This is a genomic window from Ruminococcus sp. XPD3002 (genome assembly GCA_900119535.1).
Taxonomy (GTDB): Bacteria; Bacillota; Clostridia; order Oscillospirales; family Ruminococcaceae; genus Ruminococcus; species Ruminococcus flavefaciens_H.
The window spans coordinates 1-15586 of the sequence record FPJT01000001.1; the positions used below are offsets into that span (position 1 = coordinate 1).

The window sequence follows — 15586 nt, forward strand, 5'->3', positions numbered from 1 at the left end:
GTAAGCTCACCTAAGACAGGTGACGCAGGCATGGCAATGCCGCTGGCTCTCATAGTAATGGCTTTCGGTACAGCTTTTGCGGTACGCAGAAGAAAGGATGAGGAGTGATCCGAGTCCGACGGCTTGAATAAGTCATAACAACAGCCGCCTTCCTTCTGGAGGGCGGCTGATAGTGTAAAAAAGCCTGAAACCATAAATTTGGGGATTCTAAAGGGATGCTATCCCTTTAGCGGATTCCAAAGGCAGCGCCTTTGGCGGGTGACTCCCCACAGTGTGGGGAGATGTCAGCGAGGCTGACAGAGGGGACGGACCGGTAAGGCAGGGCAGAGCCCTGCAATACGAAGCGCTCGGCAAAGGGTGAATTTCAAAACAGTCCGGTGGACTGTTTTGAAAGAGGGAACGCCCTGCAAGAGAGGGCGTTCCCTAATGAATAAATACTTTTTTGACAGACTGAGCCGCCTTCCTTCGGGAGGGCGGCTGATTTGTGCATAGAGGTATGATACAAAGAAAAGGTCCTCTGCCGAAGCAGGGGACCTTTTGTAAAGGGGATGAGGAGTTATTCTGTGTAAGGAAGCTCGCTTATGACTTTAGCATCGAGCTTCTGGATAGTAAGCGCATCGTTGCCTGTTATACCGTCGCCGCGGTTATAAACGTCAGCGTTGGATAATGCAACGGGAGTGAGCGGATACTTCTTTGCGTTTGCTACGTACTGGAGAATAGCCAGTGCATCTGCAAGACTTACGTCATTGTCGAGGGTAGCATCACCGAGAAGTGAAGGTTCAACTGTAGTATCCTCAACGGACTTCTTGAAGCTGTGGTCAGTGAGATCACAGTCGGTATCGTTTGCCTTTTCTGTTGCAGCGTCCCAGACATTGGACCACCAGATCTGAGCTTCAACGGTTTTGAAGTCCTCTGGAATCTCGGAGATATCGATATCAACAGTGAGCTTTCCGTCGGCATCGGCGTTGCCCTTCCATTCAAGGTTCTTCCAGTCGTCAGCGTTTGTACCGTATCCGATACCGCCGCCGATAGAAGCTGTAGGAGCGCCTTCTATAACGAGTGTGAGAGTGTCTCTTTCGCTTGCCTCGGGAAGATCGATCTTGTATGACTTAGCCTTGAACTTGAATGCTGCTGTAGTTGTGGTAGTAGTAACTGAAGGATCGGGAGCAGTTGTTGCAGGCTTTGTGGTAGTCATTGCAGGATCGGGTGCAGGGATATCCTTACTGTAGAGATCCTTTGGAAGCTCATCGAGGGTTATGCAGTACTCGCTCTGATACATATCGATAGTGTCCTGTTTTGTGTTGAATACAGGGTTTGAGAGGAAGTTGATGTCATCGCTTCCGCCGTCATACCATGTACAGAAATAGAGCCAGCCTGCTTTTTCGGAAGTGAGGTTTCCGACAGTTGAGAAGCAGTCGTTCTCAGCCATAGAGATCATCTTAGCGCTGTCATACTTCTCCATAAGGCCGTAGAATGTAGGACTAATAGCGCTGTCATTGTGCTGGAGTGAAGGCTGCCAGTTGTTTTCCTGGAGATAAACTGTGCAGTTGTACTTATCGTAGCCGATGATATCAACGTACTCGTCGCCCGGATACCAGTCCTTTGAGGTATCGAAGTTATAGCTGTTCCACTCCCAGATGAGGTTGTGGCAGTTGAGATCATTGGTAAGAGTCTCGTAGGTGTAGATCCAGAGCTTCTTATAAGCTGCTGAACCTTCTCTGCCCCACCAGAACCATGAACCTGTTTCTCCGCCGCCTCCTTCAGCTTCGTGGAGAGGTCTCCAGATAACGGGGATGCCTTCTTTTTCGAGCTTGTTGAACTCCTTTGCGAGAGTTGTAAGAGCCTGAAGGTAATACTCGTTCTCCTTAGTGCCGGGAGTTGCAGCCTTTTCAGGTGAGAAGTCAGTATCCTTGTTGTTGTATGTAGTTTCAGCCCAGTCTACCTTTGAGCCGGACTTGTAGCCTTCAAAATCCTTTGGAACATTGAGGTGGAATGAAGCGGTAGCGATACCGTTTCTGTTCTTTACCCAGTCGATGATCCTGTCTGTAGAGCCGTCATCGCTTCCGAATGCAGGACAGCAGAAGTTGCCGTAATCGAAACCGCGGATAGCAGGATAGTGACCTGTAAGGTCGTTGAGGTATTCAAATTCTGTTTCGAGGTCGTGAGGACCATACTTGTATATCTCCTGCTGACCTGAGATGATGCCGTTTCCGTAAACACCTGCAAGGTAACTCATAAGGCTTCTTGTTTCAGCTGAAGCCTTGATATCAACGGGAGAAGTCTGTGTAGCCTTGATAGCTGGGAGGACTGCCTTTTCAACAGTTACATAGTCGAAAGTGGACCAGCCCCATGATTTTTCGATAGTGATAACGTTCTCGCCTTTTTTCAGCTTGATCGAAGGAATAGCTATCTCCTCGAATCCGTCGCTTTCGGGAATAGCGAGAGTGCCCTGAGAAGCGCCGTTAACAGACAGGTTCTGCTGCTTAGCGCTTCCGATTCCGCCTGCATGGATAGTGAGTTTATACATACCCTCTTCGTCGACGTTAACGGTCAGGTTGATGGTACCGCTCTCTGTCATCTTGAGGTAGGAACCGCCGCTTGCATCGGCATCCTTCTCAACGGTAACGTCACCTGTAACTTCAGCGCTTTCAAACTCGAACTTGTTGTTATCTGCGGCAACTACAGTTGAAGAGTAGAAGACCGCACAGTTTGCAGCCAGTGCAGCCGCCATAATTGCTGCATTAGCTTTTCTTAAAAATTTAGAATACATTTGATTACCCTCCTGTAAATAATATTCTGAGAATATTATAGTGCAAAAAAAAGCTGGTTTCAAGACTTAAAAGAAAAGTTTTCCTTGTATTAAAAATTTTCGTAGGCTTCAACAAAAACAAAGCATCATTTTTGTTGATTTGACGAAATGAAGGATTAAATAATTGTTAAATCATGGGCGGATTATACGCATTGTTGACGTAGGATAGGGAAAATAGTTTGTGTATATGTTCTTAAAGTGTAACAAAACTAATTATGAAACTAACTTTATGCATCGATTAAATAATATATTATTTAATAAGGATGCTTACCTGCCTGTGAACAGGTTCTTCTTGTTGACTTTATGCGGCTTCGGGTGTATAATTATAGTATAGTGAAAAAGGAGGCGGAGACTATGACCGAATACCTTACGGAATATATGGAACAGGTGCAGAAGCGCCTTGAAAACTGTGAGGACAGCAGCGAACTTGATGACATAATGAACGAACATCTGCTGAAGATACAGTTCATGCAGCATGAACGTATCGTACACTTCCTTGTGACCATGCTGTTTGCACTGGTTCTTTCGATATTCATGGCTCTCCTTGTTGTGAAAAAGGATCTTGCAGTTCTTATCCTTGTTACGATAATACTCGTACTGCTCGTGTTCTATATAAAGCACTACTACTTCCTTGAAAATACAGTTCAGAAGATGTATAAGGTCTATGATGAGATACACGCTGCACAGCGCAGGAACGGGGGAGAGAAGCGATGACCAGAAAGGAGATCACACGCCTTGCCTGCGAGGAGCTTGAAAAGCTCTATCCCGATATAGACTGCACTCTCGATTACTCCAAGCCCTATGAGCTTATGTTTGCGGCAAGACTTGCAGCGCAGTGTACCGATGCAAGAGTCAATATAGTTACGAAGACGCTTTTTGTGAAGTATCCGAGCATACAGGCGTTTGCCGATGCGGACCTTGCCGAGCTTGAACAGGACGTTAAACCCTGCGGCTTCTATCATACAAAGGCGAAAAGCCTTAAGGAAATGGCGCAGAAGCTTATCGACGATTTCGGGGGAGAGGTCCCCGATACTATGGAGGAACTTCTAAGCCTTCCTGGTATCGGCAGAAAAACTGCTAACCTCATGCTGGGTGATGTGTTCGGAAAGCCTGCGGTAGTCACCGACACCCACTGCATACGCATCACGGGACGTCTCGGCATGACTTCAAACAAAGAGCCTGCAAAGGTGGAAAAGGACCTTGTGAAGCTCCTTCCGCCTGATATATCCAATCATTTCTGTCATCAGACAGTACAGTTCGGCAGGGATATATGCCGTGCAAGAAGTCCGAAATGCGGGGAATGTACACTGAACTATTTCTGCAAATACTATAATTCAAATAAAAAATAACAGGAGGAATAATATGCTGTTCGATTTTAAATTAAGCACCCCTTCACAGGGACTCATCGATATTACGGGAGAGGTCCAGGCGGCTATCACCGAAAGCGGCGTTAACGAAGGCTTCTGTATAGTTTTCTGTCCGCACACTACTGCGGCAGTCACTATCAACGAAAATGCCGATCCCGATGTGAAGTCCGATTTCGTTATGGGACTCGACAAGGCTTTCCCCGATCTTGAAGGCTTTGACCACGCCGAGGGCAATTCAGACGCACATATCAAGTCCTCAACAGTCGGCGCAAGCGAGACTATCATCATATCGGGAGGACGTCTCCTTCTCGGAACATGGCAGGGCATTTACTTCTGCGAGTTCGACGGACCAAGAAACAGAAAGTTCTACGTTAAAGTAATGGGAGGTTGAGTTATGGACGATATCCGTAAACTGTCAGAGATAATCGAGCGCTCACACCGCATAGTATTCTTTGGCGGTGCGGGAGTCTCAACTGAAAGCGGAATACCTGATTTCAGGAGCGTTGACGGTCTTTACAATCAGGAGTGGGACTATCCGCCCGAAACTATACTCAGCCGTACTTTCTTCGAGAAGAATACAGAGGAATTCTATCGCTTCTACCGTGCGAAGATGCTGTGCCTTGACGCCAAGCCGAATCCTGCACATCTCAAGCTTGCACAGTGGGAGGATGAGGGACGTCTCATCGGCGTTGTCACCCAGAATATAGACGGACTTCATCAGGCAGCAGGCAGCAAGAAGGTTTTCGAGCTTCACGGAAGTGTCCTGAGAAACTACTGTACAAAGTGCAGGAAGTTCTATGATGCGGAATTTATACTCAATTCCGAGGGCATCCCGAGATGCAGCTGCGGAGGGATCATAAAGCCTGACGTAGTTCTCTACGAGGAATCTCTTGACGACGACACCATTACGGGAGCAGTCAACGCTATAATCAATGCCGATACGCTGATTATAGGCGGAACTTCACTGAACGTATATCCTGCGGCAGGACTTATCAGGTATTTCAGAGGCAGCGACCTTGTTATAATAAACAAGTCGCCGACGAACATGGATTCGGGAGCTGATCTTCTGATATGCCGCAACATAGGCGAGGTATTCTCGCAGGTCTGAAATAAAGTGAAAAACCGTCCCTTTTTACGGGGACGGTTTCTCTATAGAAAAAGTTTTTCTATTCCCTTCGGCTGTAAGTGCTGATCCAGCCGTGGATAACTTATTTGTGGCGGTGTCACTATTATACCTTTATCTAAATTGTGCAATGTTATTGTTTTTTATACACTATGTTTTATATTTGTGTATACATTATACTCCAAAAGTGATCGGTTGTCAATGGTTTAAGTGGCTTTTTAACCAAAATCGTCGATTGTCACAATACGAAAGGGAATAGAACGTGCGAATTGACAGTTTGACCATATACGAAACGTATAACGGCGGACAGGTATACGAAACGCAAATTTCTTTGCTTTCACCTGATCCGCCGTTGTGTTTTTTTATTCGATTCCTGCCTGCTGTTTTGCAGCTGTTAGAGTGTTCTTCATGAGCATGGCTATGGTCATTGGTCCTACGCCGCCGGGTACAGGAGTGATATATCCGGCTTTTTTCTCTGCTGACTCGAAGTCTACATCTCCGCAGAGCTTTCCGTTCTCGTCACGGTCCATACCAACGTCGATAACTACAGCGCCTTCCTTTATCATGTCGCCTGTAACGAACTTTGCACGTCCGATAGCAACAACGAGGATATCTGCATTAAGGCATATTTCCTTGAGGTTCTTTGTCTTGGAGTGGCAGATGGTAACAGTACCGTTCTTCTGGAGAAGGAGCATTGCCTGAGGCTTGCCGACGATGTTGCTGCGTCCGATAACTACGCAGTTCTTACCTGTTATATCAACGCCTGTGCTCTCGATAAGACGCATAACGCCTGCGGGAGTACATGGAAGGAACGAATACTCGCCGATCATTATTTTTCCTACGTTTACAGGGTGGAAAGCATCTACGTCCTTATCGGGAGAGATAGCATCGATAACAGCTTTTTCGTCGATGTGCTTCGGAAGCGGGAGCTGTACAAGTATACCGTTTACTCTGTCATCACGGTTGAGAACCTGAACGAGATCAAGAAGCTGTTCCTGAGTTGTGCTTGCATCGAGAGCGTACTCAAAGGACTGGAAACCTACAGCCTCGCAGGCTTTCTTCTTGTTATTCACGTAAACTCTTGAAGCGGGATCGTCACCTACTATAACAACTGCAAGACCTATTTTAAGTCCCTTTTCCTCTTTGAGTCGTGCTGCTTCTGCTGCGACTTCTTCCTTAACGCTGGATGAAACAGCCTTTCCGTCGATTATCTGTGCCATGATTTATTTCCTCCTTATTTTCTGTGGTGTTTTTTCTTCTTGCTGTGTGAGCCTTTTGCCGTACCGCCTGTCAGCTTTTCGTCGATAGCCTCGGCGATATGGTCATATTTATCGTCAACTGCATCTGCAGCGTCTTCGATCTTGCCGATAACAGCCTCTGCCGTCTCCTCTGCCGCATCCTTTACAGCTTCGACTGCATCTTCAGCCTTTTCCTTTACGGCTTCTGCAACGGTCTCGGCCTTTTCAGCGGCTTCTTCTGCATCCTCCTCATCGGGAAGTATGCCGACGTCATCATCGTCGTCCTCATCGGGAAGGATTCCGACATCATCCTCATCGTCCTCGTCAGGGAGGATACCGATATCGTCATCTTCATCAGCACCGTCAGCGCCCATTATCTTTCTTCTGCCCTCTTCGATGAGTCTCATTGATTCTTCGGTTGACACATAGAGGGTGAAGGCTTCGGGATCGCGCTTTCTGCGGAAATAGAAAACTATCTGGAGTATTACGGATACGATGAATATTATTGCGGATATTGCCTGTGATATACGGATATTTCCTATCATGAGACTGTCTGTGCGGAGTCCCTCAACTATGAAACGTTCTGCGCCATACCATGTCAGATACATGAGAAACAGCTGACCGTCGTACTTCCTCTTCTTTGCGAAGAGAGCGAGGATGATAAATCCGATAAGACACCACACTGATTCGTAGAGGAAGCATGGGTGTACGGCTTTGTCCCAGGCAGTTTCAACGCCGCTGTTGTACATTGCGCCGCCCATCTGCATACCGTTGAGTATGGCAGCCTGTATCCTGCCGCCTGTCATACCGAAAATATTGTCGGTATTAGTGCCGAAGGCTTCCTGATTGAAGAAGTTGCCCCAGCGTCCTATGGACTGACCTATGAGAAGTCCGAGGACAGTGACATCGAGCATGGGAAGTCTTCTTACCTTTCGTATCTTGGTTATGACCAGTCCTACAAGTATTGCACCTATGATACCGCCGTAAACAGCAAGACCTCCGTTGCGGATATTGAATATCTCCTTGATATTGTCCTTGTATTCGTCCCAGGACATTACAACGTAGAAAACTCTTGCGCCGATTACTCCGCCGAAAATTCCGCCGATGATAACATCAAAGGCTCTGTCGGGATCGAGTCCGAAGCGTTTGAGACGTGAATAGACGTAAATGAAAGCGAGTATCATTCCCACTGTAATAAGTACGCCGTACCACTGGATATCGAACTTTCCGAAGAGGCTGAAAGCTGTTGGATCGACATTGAAGCTCCAGCCGAGCTTCGGGAAGGATATGACGTTGGGATCGGTGATTGCATCTACCTGATTCATTTATCGCACTTCCTTTCGATTACTGACAGAACAAGTCTGTCTTTTTTAAGTTCAGAGCATGTAAAACGGTTTATGTCATCGGGCGTCAGCTCTGAAAGCGCCTTCATTGTGTCAAATGGACCTATGCCGTCCACAAAAGCATTCATCATCCTGTCGGCAACGGCGTCAACGTTGTTGAGTTCACGGATGTAATAACCGTAAGCAGTCTTTTTGATACGGCTGAATTGTTGTTCGTCGATACCCTCCGATGAAATGCGGTCTATCTCGTCTATTATGGCATCCCTGACTTTTTCGGGTTCTTCAGATTCGCCCGAGAAAATAAGGGAGAAATAACCGTCCCCTGCGAATACTTCATAGGAGAAAGAACTGTTGATGATGCCCTCGGAAAGAAGCCGTTCGCACATCCTGCCTGAAGAATCAGACAGAAGGCATCCCGTAACAGAAGCCTGAACGGACTTTACTGCGCGGTCTGAACTGCTGAACGGTCGGCACTTGTATCCGAGACTGAACAGCGGTTCGCCGATATCGAGCTTTTCGCATACATATGGCGAAACTATCTCATCGGGTTCGCAGGGCATGAAGACTTCGGGAGCGTTTTTGCTGCTTTCCGCAAGGTATTCATCGCAGATAGCAATTACCTCGTCTGCGCTTACGTTTCCTGCAATGGAAAGGCACATATTGTTCAGGTCGTAGAAAGCGTTGTAGCACTTATACAACAGTGTTTCATCTATTTCCGCAATGCTTTCGGCAGTACCCTCTATCTTTATCCTTACAGGGTGGACGTGATACATGTTTGCAAGCATATTTTCAAATATCCGCCAGTCGGGACTGTCATCGGACATTTTTATCTCCTGAGCGATTATGCCCTGTTCCTTAGCCACATTTTCCTTAGTGAAGTAGGGCTTCTGAACGAAATCAAGGAGTATCTTCAGAGATTCGGCATAGTTTGCAGTGCAGTAGAAGTCGTAGTATGTCCTGTCATAGGAGGTAGCGGCATTTCCGTTTGCACCTGTTTTTGCGTACAGCTCAAAAACCTGACAGTCCTCGTTTTCAAACAGCTTGTGTTCGAGAAAGTGAGCAACTCCATCGGGGACAGTCATGAAGTCCTCGTCGGGAGATGTCCTGAACCTGCGGTGTATAGAGCCGTATTTTGTACAGAACTGCGCCTGTACTCCGTTGAAGCCTTTCATTTCGCATATGTAAATCTCGAGTCCGCTTTTGTGTTTTATGTGTATCACCTTGTCATCGGTGAAGGGACTGCTGATGATCTCTCTGTGCATGTCAGTTCTCCTCCTTTCCTGCAAGGCAGTAGAAGGTATCGAGCCTGAGAGAACGTGCCGCCTGTACTATGCGTTCCTTGGTAACTTTTCTGAATTCCTCGATGTATTCCGCAGGATCGTGAGGGTGATCGTAGAATATACGGTCGAAGAACCAGTTTGAATAGGAAGAAAGGGTATCACCTGCTGAACGTATGGTATTGCTTACGCTCATGAAGGTATCGTTTATTTCCTTGTCGGATATATTTCCTCTGCACATCTCATTGAGCTGATGCAGTATCTCGTCCCTTGCCTGTTCAACCTTGTCCCTGTCAGTACCGCATCCCACAAGGACGGCATTTTTCGAGTAGAAAAGTGAGCTGCTGCAGAAGTAGCAGAGGCTCAGCTTCTCACGGACATTGAGGAAGAGCTTTGAGAACGAAGCGTCACCGAATAGTATATTCATCATGCTGAGGGCGTAGTAATCATCGCAGTCGGACTTGAACACCATTATCATATTGCACTGATTAACGTCCATCTCGCGGAAAACTGTTTCGGGCTGTTCCTTGACGGGACTTTTACAGCGCAGAGCATAGCTTCTGCTGTTCCTTTTGATACCGCTGAAATGCTTTCGCAGTATCTCTACAATCACTTCATGACCTTCCGAAGATACAAAGCTTATTTCTATCTGAGCGGTCTCAAGCAGCTTGTGATACGCAGCAAGAGCACTTTGCGGTGTGACAGCTTCCGCATCCCTTCGTTTTCCGATAACGGGATAAGCGGCAGGCTCTCCTCTGAAAGCGATACCAAGAGCTTTCGAGACTGCATAACCGTACTTGTAGTTTGTTTCGCCGTCGATGCGGTCCAGAAGGTCGTTTTTCAGTATCCTGAAGCTTTCCTCGTCAAATTCGCCGTTTGGGGCGTTCGGTGAGAAAAGACAGCCGCATATCAGTTCAGCCATTTCCCTCTGCATATCCTCGCCGTCATAGGCGTATCTGTTGTTGATCCAGGAGCTGTAAAGCCGAAGTATCTGCACGTTTCCGACCTTTCCCGCAGAGCTTCCCAGTGAAGCGCCGTAAAGCTCGTTCAGTCTGCTGCTGAGGGCAGAGATAGTGGGGTATCGGCTGTTGGTTGCAGTAAGGCAGGAGATGCCGAGCACATTTGCCGAAGCCGAGGTCTCAGAGTGTTCGGTTATGAATCTTATCATCAGCAGACTTGAATTGAATTTCTCGTCCCTGACAGCGGTAAAACCTATGTTTTCCGCCAGTTGTGTCCTGTTATATTCCATTTATGGGCAACACTCCCGTAAAAAATATGAACTGTTTCGGCTCCCGTTTAGTTACAGGAGCTATAATTGCCCGATATACAGGGAGCAGATCTCTGATCTGCGTATCTGCAAGGGCGTTCAGATAAATTATAATGAATGCTTTGCATTCATTATACCACATAACGGTAGAAATTACCATAGTATTTTCAAAAATTATTCACGTAAAACAGTGAGGTTCTGCACTGTGAATGTCATAAAAGATGCGGACAGCAAAAGCCGTCCGCATTGGTGTCATGCCTCAGAGAAGCTGTCCTTGCCTGCAGAGCAGAGAGGACATTCAAAATCCTCGGGAAGGTCCTCGAACTTTGTTCCGGGAGCAATACCGTACTCGGGAGCGCCCTGTTCCTCGTCATATTCCCATCCGCAGAGATCGCAAACGTATTTCATGTGTTTCACCTCCGTTTTTGTTGTTTTACCGCACAGGCATAGCCTGTGAAAGTATCATCAGAAATTTGAACCGTTCCAGCCCCAGCTGTCCGTTTCAGCGTACTTTACGTATATCCTGTCGGAGGATATACCTGCGGCATCGGTGAGGATGCCTGTGATGTGGCTTGTGAGGGTAGTCTTTGCGTTGTGTGAAGCGTTTCCGTATATGCTTACTTCTACCATAGCGGCAGGTTCGTCAGTGCCCTTGAACCACAGCTTGTAATCGGGCTCGATGCCGACCATGAGCCAGCCCTCGGACTTTCCGGGGATAGCGGTTATAGCCTGTCCCAGCTGTGTCTTGATGAGTTCTGCTTTGTCTTCTGTCAGTGATACATTGGTTTTTACGTTGATGAAAGGCATAGTTATCTCTCCTTATTTCTTCTTGTTTTTTCTGTAGATTATAGTAAGTCCCTTTACGAGAAGGTCCTTATCGAGGTTGATCTTCTTGCGGCAGAGCGGTACAACTAACTCAGCAAGTCCGCCTGTTGCAACTGCGGTACACTTTTCGCCGAGCTGTTCCTCAATGCGGTCGATGATGCCGTCCAGAGCGCATGCGTTGGAGTAGAGTGCGCCGTTCTTCATGCAGTCTATTGTGTTTGTACCGATTATGCTCGGAGGAAGCTCAAAGTCTATTTTCGGGAGCTGTGCGGTACGCTGTATAAGAGCGTCGGTAGCTACACGCATACCCGTCATGATAAGACCGCCGAGGTAGTTCTTATTGCTGTCCACTACGGAAACTGTGGTAGCAGTACCCATATCGATGATGATAAGCGGTACAGGATAGCTGTTTATAGCCGCAACAGCGTCCACAGCCTGATCGCTTCCCAGCTGACGGGGGTTGTCGATGAGTATATTGAGACCTGTTTTAACTCCCGGACCTGCGATCATTATGTCAACGCCGAAGAACTTGTGAATAGCCTCCTTGACTGTGTTTGTGACCGAGGGGACAACTGAGGACATTATTGCATCGTCGATGTCATCACAGCTGAAATTATTCATCTCCAGAATGTTCTTGATAAGTACCGCATATTCTGCGGCAGTAGTGCTGTGATTAGTGGATATCCTCTCGGAGACCACTATTTCGTCCTTGTCGTTCACACAGCCGAAAACGATGTTTGTATTGCCGATATCTACAGCTAAAAGCATGATATACCTCCTGAAATGATGTTATATTGTTTAACGGGATATAGCTTACCCGATTATATCTTTGCTGAAAAGGCGAAGAGTGTCCATTTTAAGGGTGCGGTGCTGAGGCTTGCTGAGCTCGGGATCATCTGCAAGGATGTCCTTTGCACAGGTCTGAGCCTTGTTCATTAGCTCCATGTTGCAGGCGATGTCTGCGATCTTAAGGGGCGGAAGTCCGTGCTGAGCGCTTCCGAAGAAGTCACCCGGACCTCGCATTTTAAGGTCCTCCTCGGATATCCTGAATCCGTCCGAGGTGGAAGAGATTATTTTCATTCGCTTTACGCAGTCCTCGGAGAGGTTATCCGTAATGAGTATGCAGGTGCTTTCGTATTCACCTCGTCCCACACGACCTCGGAGCTGGTGGAGCTGAGAAAGTCCGAAGCGTTCGGCGTTTTCTATGACCATTACAGCCGCATTGGGTACATCAACTCCGACTTCCACAACTGTGGTGCAGATAAGTACCTGTATCTTGCCGTCACGGAACTCCTTCATGACCTTTTCTTTTTCCGCTGCGCGCATCCTGCCGTGAAGCAGGGCAGTTGTATAGCCTTTAAGATCGCCCTGAGCAGCATTCTCGGCGTAGGTCTTTACTGCGAAAAGGTCGCTGTCGCTGTCCTCTATCATGGGGCATACAACATACGCCTGCCTGCCCTCGTCGAGCCTGTCCCTGACGAAGCCGAATGCCCTGTGTCGGAGTTTACCCGTTACCGCGTGAGTCTTTATGGGCTTGCGTCCTTTGGGGAGCTGAGTAATGGCGGAGATATCAAGGTCTCCGTATATTATGAGTGCAAGAGTACGGGGGATAGGAGTTGCGGACATTACCAGACGGTGAGGCGAATCGCCTTTTTCTGCAAGAGCCGCACGCTGTTCGACACCAAAGCGGTGCTGCTCATCGGTTATGACCAGTCCCAGCGACTTGTACTCGACGTCCTTCTGAATGATAGCGTGAGTACCAACTATGACCTGCAATTCACCCGAAGCTATCTGCTCACGGAGAAGGTTCTTTTTCTTCTGCGTCAGGGAGCCTGTCAGCAGTCCCACCTGAATGCCGAATGGCGTAAGAAATTCACTGAGTGTACGGTGATGCTGTATGGCAAGTATCTCGGTAGGCGCCATAAGTGCGGACTGTATGCCGTTTTTTGCTGCAAAATAGCAGGCAGCCGCAGCAACTGCGGTCTTACCGCTTCCGACGTCGCCCTGGAGCAGACGGTTCATGGGTACGCTTCTGCACATATCCGCAATTATCTCATTTGCGGCACGGGATTGTCCCTCTGTCAGTTCAAAAGGCAGTCCGCTGAGAAATTCGTCTATACCTACGGAGCTGTCCATTTTGTAGGCGGTGTTTTTTCGTGAACGAGTCTTAAGCATGGACATTCCCAGCTGGAGCTTCAGAAGTTCATCGAATGCGAGTCTGCGCCTTGCTTCTTCGGCAGCTGTTTCGCTTACAGGAAAGTGTATATTCTCCAGCGCAGGCACCAGCGGACAGAGCTCATAGCGGTCGAGTATGTCCTGTGGGAGAGTCTCTATAGGCTCCCGTGAAAGCAGGTCCAGAGCCTGACGCATATTGGTGCGAATCATGTTGGCGGAAAGTCCCTGTGTAAGGCGATATATGGGCTGTATCAGCACATTTTCCGAAGCTTTTATGTATACGGGGGATGAGATCTCTTTTCGGGTGAAATTGCCCGTGACCTTGCCGTACATGTAGTAGGTCTCGCCTTCGTTCATTGCGTGGAAGGCGTAGACGTTGTTGTATACGACTACGAGTATAGTATCTATTCCGTCGGTAGCGGCAGCCTTGCATATCACAAGTCCGCCCTTTATCCTCTGGGGAGGCAGCTTGTGGGATATAGTGAGCTTAAGCACGTTATATTCGTTCAGCACAGCTTGCTGAATGGGGACATACGCACGGAAATCCAGGTAGTCTCTCGGGATGTGGTAAATCAGTTCATAGGGATCGGTGATACCGAGCTTGCGGTACTTTTCTCCTCTTGCCTTACCGACGCCTTTTAGGTATTCTATGTCACTGAACAGTGTAGCAGGCATAATTTTCTCCTTGTTCCAATATAAGGAACGCCCTGTCCTGAAGGGCGCTGTGGTTAATGAGGACGCTGCCTCTTTAATTAATGAATGATACAATCATTATATCACATTTTTTCAGAAAAAGCTATAGATTTATATAACTTTTTGTGTTATAATGGTTTTCAGTAAACCTTAATAAATGAACGGAGGTATCCCATGTTAACAGGAAAGACCGTACTCCTCGGAGTTTCAAGCTCTATTGCAGCATATAAGACCTGCAACCTTGCACGAATGCTCACTAAACTGGGCGCAGAGGTACATGTATCCATGACTCCCAATACGCAGAATTTCGTGCATCCGCTTACGTTCGAGACACTTACCCAGCATAAGTGCCTTATCGATACATTTGACAGGAACTTTGAATACAGTGTAGAACACGTTTCTATTGCTAAAAAAGCGGATGTAGTCATGATAGCACCTGCATCTGCAAACGTAATAGGCAAGCTTGCAAACGGCATTGCCGACGATATGCTAACAACTACCGTAATGGCTTGTCCTGCGAAGAAGATAATCGCACCTGCCATGAACCACAATATGTACCACAATCCCATAGTTCAGGACAATCTTGAAAAGCTGAAGCGCTTCGGCTATGAGATAATAGAACCTGTGAAGGGTATGCTTGCGAACCGTGATATCGGCGACGGAAAGCTTCCCGATGAGGAAACACTTCTGGAGTACATTCTCCGTGAAGCAGCTTTTGAGAAGGATCTTGCAGGAAAGAAGGTGCTTGTTACCGCAGGCGCTACAAGGGAGAGCATCGATCCCGTCCGCTTTATCACCAACCACTCCAGCGGAAAAATGGGATTCGCTATCGCCCGTGCGGCAATGCTCCGCGGAGCAGATGTTACTGTTGTTGCGGCGCATACCGACGTTGAACCGCCTATGTTCGTGAACGTAGTGAAGGTCCAGTCCGCAGAGGACATGTTCAACGCAGTAAAGGAGCACATGGACAGCTCAGACATCATCATAAAGGCTGCTGCTGTTGCGGACTATACTCCGCTTACAACTGCCGACAGCAAGATAAAGAAATCCGACGGCGATATGTCCATACAGCTTAAGCGCACAACGGACATACTCAAGTATCTCGGTCAGAACCGCCGCGAGGGACAGGTCATCTGCGGATTCTCAATGGAGACCGACAACGTTATTGAGAATTCACGCAAAAAGCTGACCTCAAAGAACTGCGATATGATATGTGCAAACTCACTGAGAAGCGCAGGTGCAGGCTTCGGCACCGACACAAATATCATTACGATGATAACTGCTGATAAGGACGAGGAGATCGAACTGATGTCGAAATTTGATGCGGCAAATATCATACTCAGCCGTCTGAACGCGATGAAATAACGTGTCAGTTTTCGGGACGGCAGCTTCGTCAGACCGCAATAAAAAGCTTGACGGACTCGGATTTATATTGTATAATAAATGTATAGTATACTCGTGAGGGACAG

Annotated in this window: 15 protein-coding genes; 6 read left to right on the top strand and 9 right to left on the bottom strand. The window is 47.6% G+C overall.

Annotation, left to right across the window (positions count from 1 at the left end):
• Positions 1 to 108 (top strand): LPXTG cell wall anchor domain-containing protein (locus BT127_RS17300; protein ID WP_139275330.1); only part of this gene is annotated, 108 nt, incomplete at its 5' end.
• Between the two features lie 448 nt (positions 109 to 556).
• Here BT127_RS17300 and BT127_RS00005 read toward each other — a convergent pair.
• The gene (locus tag BT127_RS00005; protein ID WP_075422976.1) at positions 557 to 2770 is read right to left on the bottom strand and encodes a glycosyl hydrolase; all 2214 of its coding nucleotides are present in this window, start codon (positions 2768 to 2770) and stop codon (positions 557 to 559) included.
• Between the two features lie 393 nt (positions 2771 to 3163).
• Between BT127_RS00005 and BT127_RS00010 the strand changes: the two genes are divergently transcribed.
• Genes BT127_RS00010 through BT127_RS00025 form a run of 4 tightly spaced genes read left to right on the top strand, consistent with a single transcriptional unit; the run spans position 3164 to position 5284 of the window.
• Positions 3164 to 3523 carry a protein kinase family protein gene (locus BT127_RS00010; protein WP_075422977.1) on the top strand — a complete coding sequence of 120 codons (360 nt, stop codon included), beginning with the start codon at positions 3164 to 3166 and terminating at the stop codon, positions 3521 to 3523.
• A complete protein-coding gene (nth, locus tag BT127_RS00015) occupies positions 3520 to 4158 on the top strand; it encodes an endonuclease III (protein WP_075422978.1) in 639 nt (212 codons plus the stop codon). The genes BT127_RS00010 and nth overlap by 4 nt, the downstream gene beginning before the upstream one ends.
• A gap of 13 nt (positions 4159 to 4171) precedes the next feature.
• Complete coding sequence (locus BT127_RS00020; RefSeq protein ID WP_075422979.1) at positions 4172 to 4567, top strand: secondary thiamine-phosphate synthase enzyme YjbQ; 396 nt, start codon at positions 4172 to 4174, stop codon at positions 4565 to 4567.
• A gap of 3 nt (positions 4568 to 4570) precedes the next feature.
• A complete protein-coding gene (locus BT127_RS00025; protein WP_075422980.1) occupies positions 4571 to 5284 on the top strand; it encodes an NAD-dependent protein deacylase in 714 nt (237 codons plus the stop codon).
• A gap of 377 nt (positions 5285 to 5661) precedes the next feature.
• Here the strand turns inward: BT127_RS00025 and folD are convergent, their stop codons facing one another.
• The 8 genes from folD to recG form a co-directional block, all read right to left on the bottom strand.
• Positions 5662 to 6519, bottom strand: a complete 858-nt coding sequence (gene folD, locus BT127_RS00030; protein WP_075422981.1) for a bifunctional methylenetetrahydrofolate dehydrogenase/methenyltetrahydrofolate cyclohydrolase FolD — start codon at positions 6517 to 6519, stop codon at positions 5662 to 5664.
• Positions 6520 to 6533: 14 nt separating this feature from the next.
• Positions 6534 to 7862 carry a prolipoprotein diacylglyceryl transferase gene (gene lgt, locus BT127_RS00035; protein WP_075422982.1) on the bottom strand — a complete coding sequence of 443 codons (1329 nt, stop codon included), beginning with the start codon at positions 7860 to 7862 and terminating at the stop codon, positions 6534 to 6536.
• The gene (yfmH, locus tag BT127_RS00040; RefSeq protein WP_075422983.1) at positions 7859 to 9142 is read right to left on the bottom strand and encodes an EF-P 5-aminopentanol modification-associated protein YfmH; all 1284 of its coding nucleotides are present in this window, start codon (positions 9140 to 9142) and stop codon (positions 7859 to 7861) included. The genes lgt and yfmH overlap by 4 nt, the downstream gene beginning before the upstream one ends.
• A gap of 1 nt (position 9143) precedes the next feature.
• Positions 9144 to 10406: a M16 family metallopeptidase gene (locus BT127_RS00045; RefSeq protein ID WP_075422984.1), complete on the bottom strand. Its 1263-nt coding sequence runs from the start codon at positions 10404 to 10406 to the stop codon at positions 9144 to 9146.
• Positions 10407 to 10676: 270 nt separating this feature from the next.
• Positions 10677 to 10832: a rubredoxin gene (locus tag BT127_RS00050; protein WP_075422985.1), complete on the bottom strand. Its 156-nt coding sequence runs from the start codon at positions 10830 to 10832 to the stop codon at positions 10677 to 10679.
• A gap of 57 nt (positions 10833 to 10889) precedes the next feature.
• Positions 10890 to 11231 carry a phenylpyruvate tautomerase MIF-related protein gene (locus BT127_RS00055; protein WP_075422986.1) on the bottom strand — a complete coding sequence of 114 codons (342 nt, stop codon included), beginning with the start codon at positions 11229 to 11231 and terminating at the stop codon, positions 10890 to 10892.
• Positions 11232 to 11243: 12 nt separating this feature from the next.
• Positions 11244 to 12017, bottom strand: coding sequence for a type III pantothenate kinase (locus tag BT127_RS00060; RefSeq protein ID WP_075422987.1), 774 nt, complete (start codon positions 12015 to 12017; stop codon positions 11244 to 11246).
• 45 nt (positions 12018 to 12062) lie between these two features.
• Complete coding sequence (recG, locus tag BT127_RS00065; protein WP_075422988.1) at positions 12063 to 14099, bottom strand: ATP-dependent DNA helicase RecG; 2037 nt, start codon at positions 14097 to 14099, stop codon at positions 12063 to 12065.
• Positions 14100 to 14291: 192 nt separating this feature from the next.
• Between recG and coaBC the strand changes: the two genes are divergently transcribed.
• Positions 14292 to 15482, top strand: a complete 1191-nt coding sequence (coaBC, locus tag BT127_RS00070) for a bifunctional phosphopantothenoylcysteine decarboxylase/phosphopantothenate--cysteine ligase CoaBC (protein ID WP_075422989.1) — start codon at positions 14292 to 14294, stop codon at positions 15480 to 15482.
• The last annotated feature ends 104 nt before the right edge of the window (positions 15483 to 15586 follow it).

Coding starts and splice junctions, on each gene's coding strand:
- BT127_RS00005 (WP_075422976.1), bottom strand. CDS start 2,770: ATGTATTCTAAATTTTTAAGAAAAGCTAATGCAGCAATTATGGCGGCT.
- lgt (WP_075422982.1), bottom strand. CDS start 7,862: ATGAATCAGGTAGATGCAATCACCGATCCCAACGTCATATCCTTCCCG.
- yfmH (WP_075422983.1), bottom strand. CDS start 9,142: ATGCACAGAGAGATCATCAGCAGTCCCTTCACCGATGACAAGGTGATA.
- BT127_RS00045 (WP_075422984.1), bottom strand. CDS start 10,406: ATGGAATATAACAGGACACAACTGGCGGAAAACATAGGTTTTACCGCT.
- BT127_RS00020 (WP_075422979.1), top strand. CDS start 4,172: ATGCTGTTCGATTTTAAATTAAGCACCCCTTCACAGGGACTCATCGAT.
- folD (WP_075422981.1), bottom strand. CDS start 6,519: ATGGCACAGATAATCGACGGAAAGGCTGTTTCATCCAGCGTTAAGGAA.
- BT127_RS00050 (WP_075422985.1), bottom strand. CDS start 10,832: ATGAAATACGTTTGCGATCTCTGCGGATGGGAATATGACGAGGAACAG.
- BT127_RS00010 (WP_075422977.1), top strand. CDS start 3,164: ATGACCGAATACCTTACGGAATATATGGAACAGGTGCAGAAGCGCCTT.
- BT127_RS00055 (WP_075422986.1), bottom strand. CDS start 11,231: ATGCCTTTCATCAACGTAAAAACCAATGTATCACTGACAGAAGACAAA.
- coaBC (WP_075422989.1), top strand. CDS start 14,292: ATGTTAACAGGAAAGACCGTACTCCTCGGAGTTTCAAGCTCTATTGCA.
- nth (WP_075422978.1), top strand. CDS start 3,520: ATGACCAGAAAGGAGATCACACGCCTTGCCTGCGAGGAGCTTGAAAAG.
- BT127_RS00060 (WP_075422987.1), bottom strand. CDS start 12,017: ATGCTTTTAGCTGTAGATATCGGCAATACAAACATCGTTTTCGGCTGT.
- BT127_RS00025 (WP_075422980.1), top strand. CDS start 4,571: ATGGACGATATCCGTAAACTGTCAGAGATAATCGAGCGCTCACACCGC.
- recG (WP_075422988.1), bottom strand. CDS start 14,099: ATGCCTGCTACACTGTTCAGTGACATAGAATACCTAAAAGGCGTCGGT.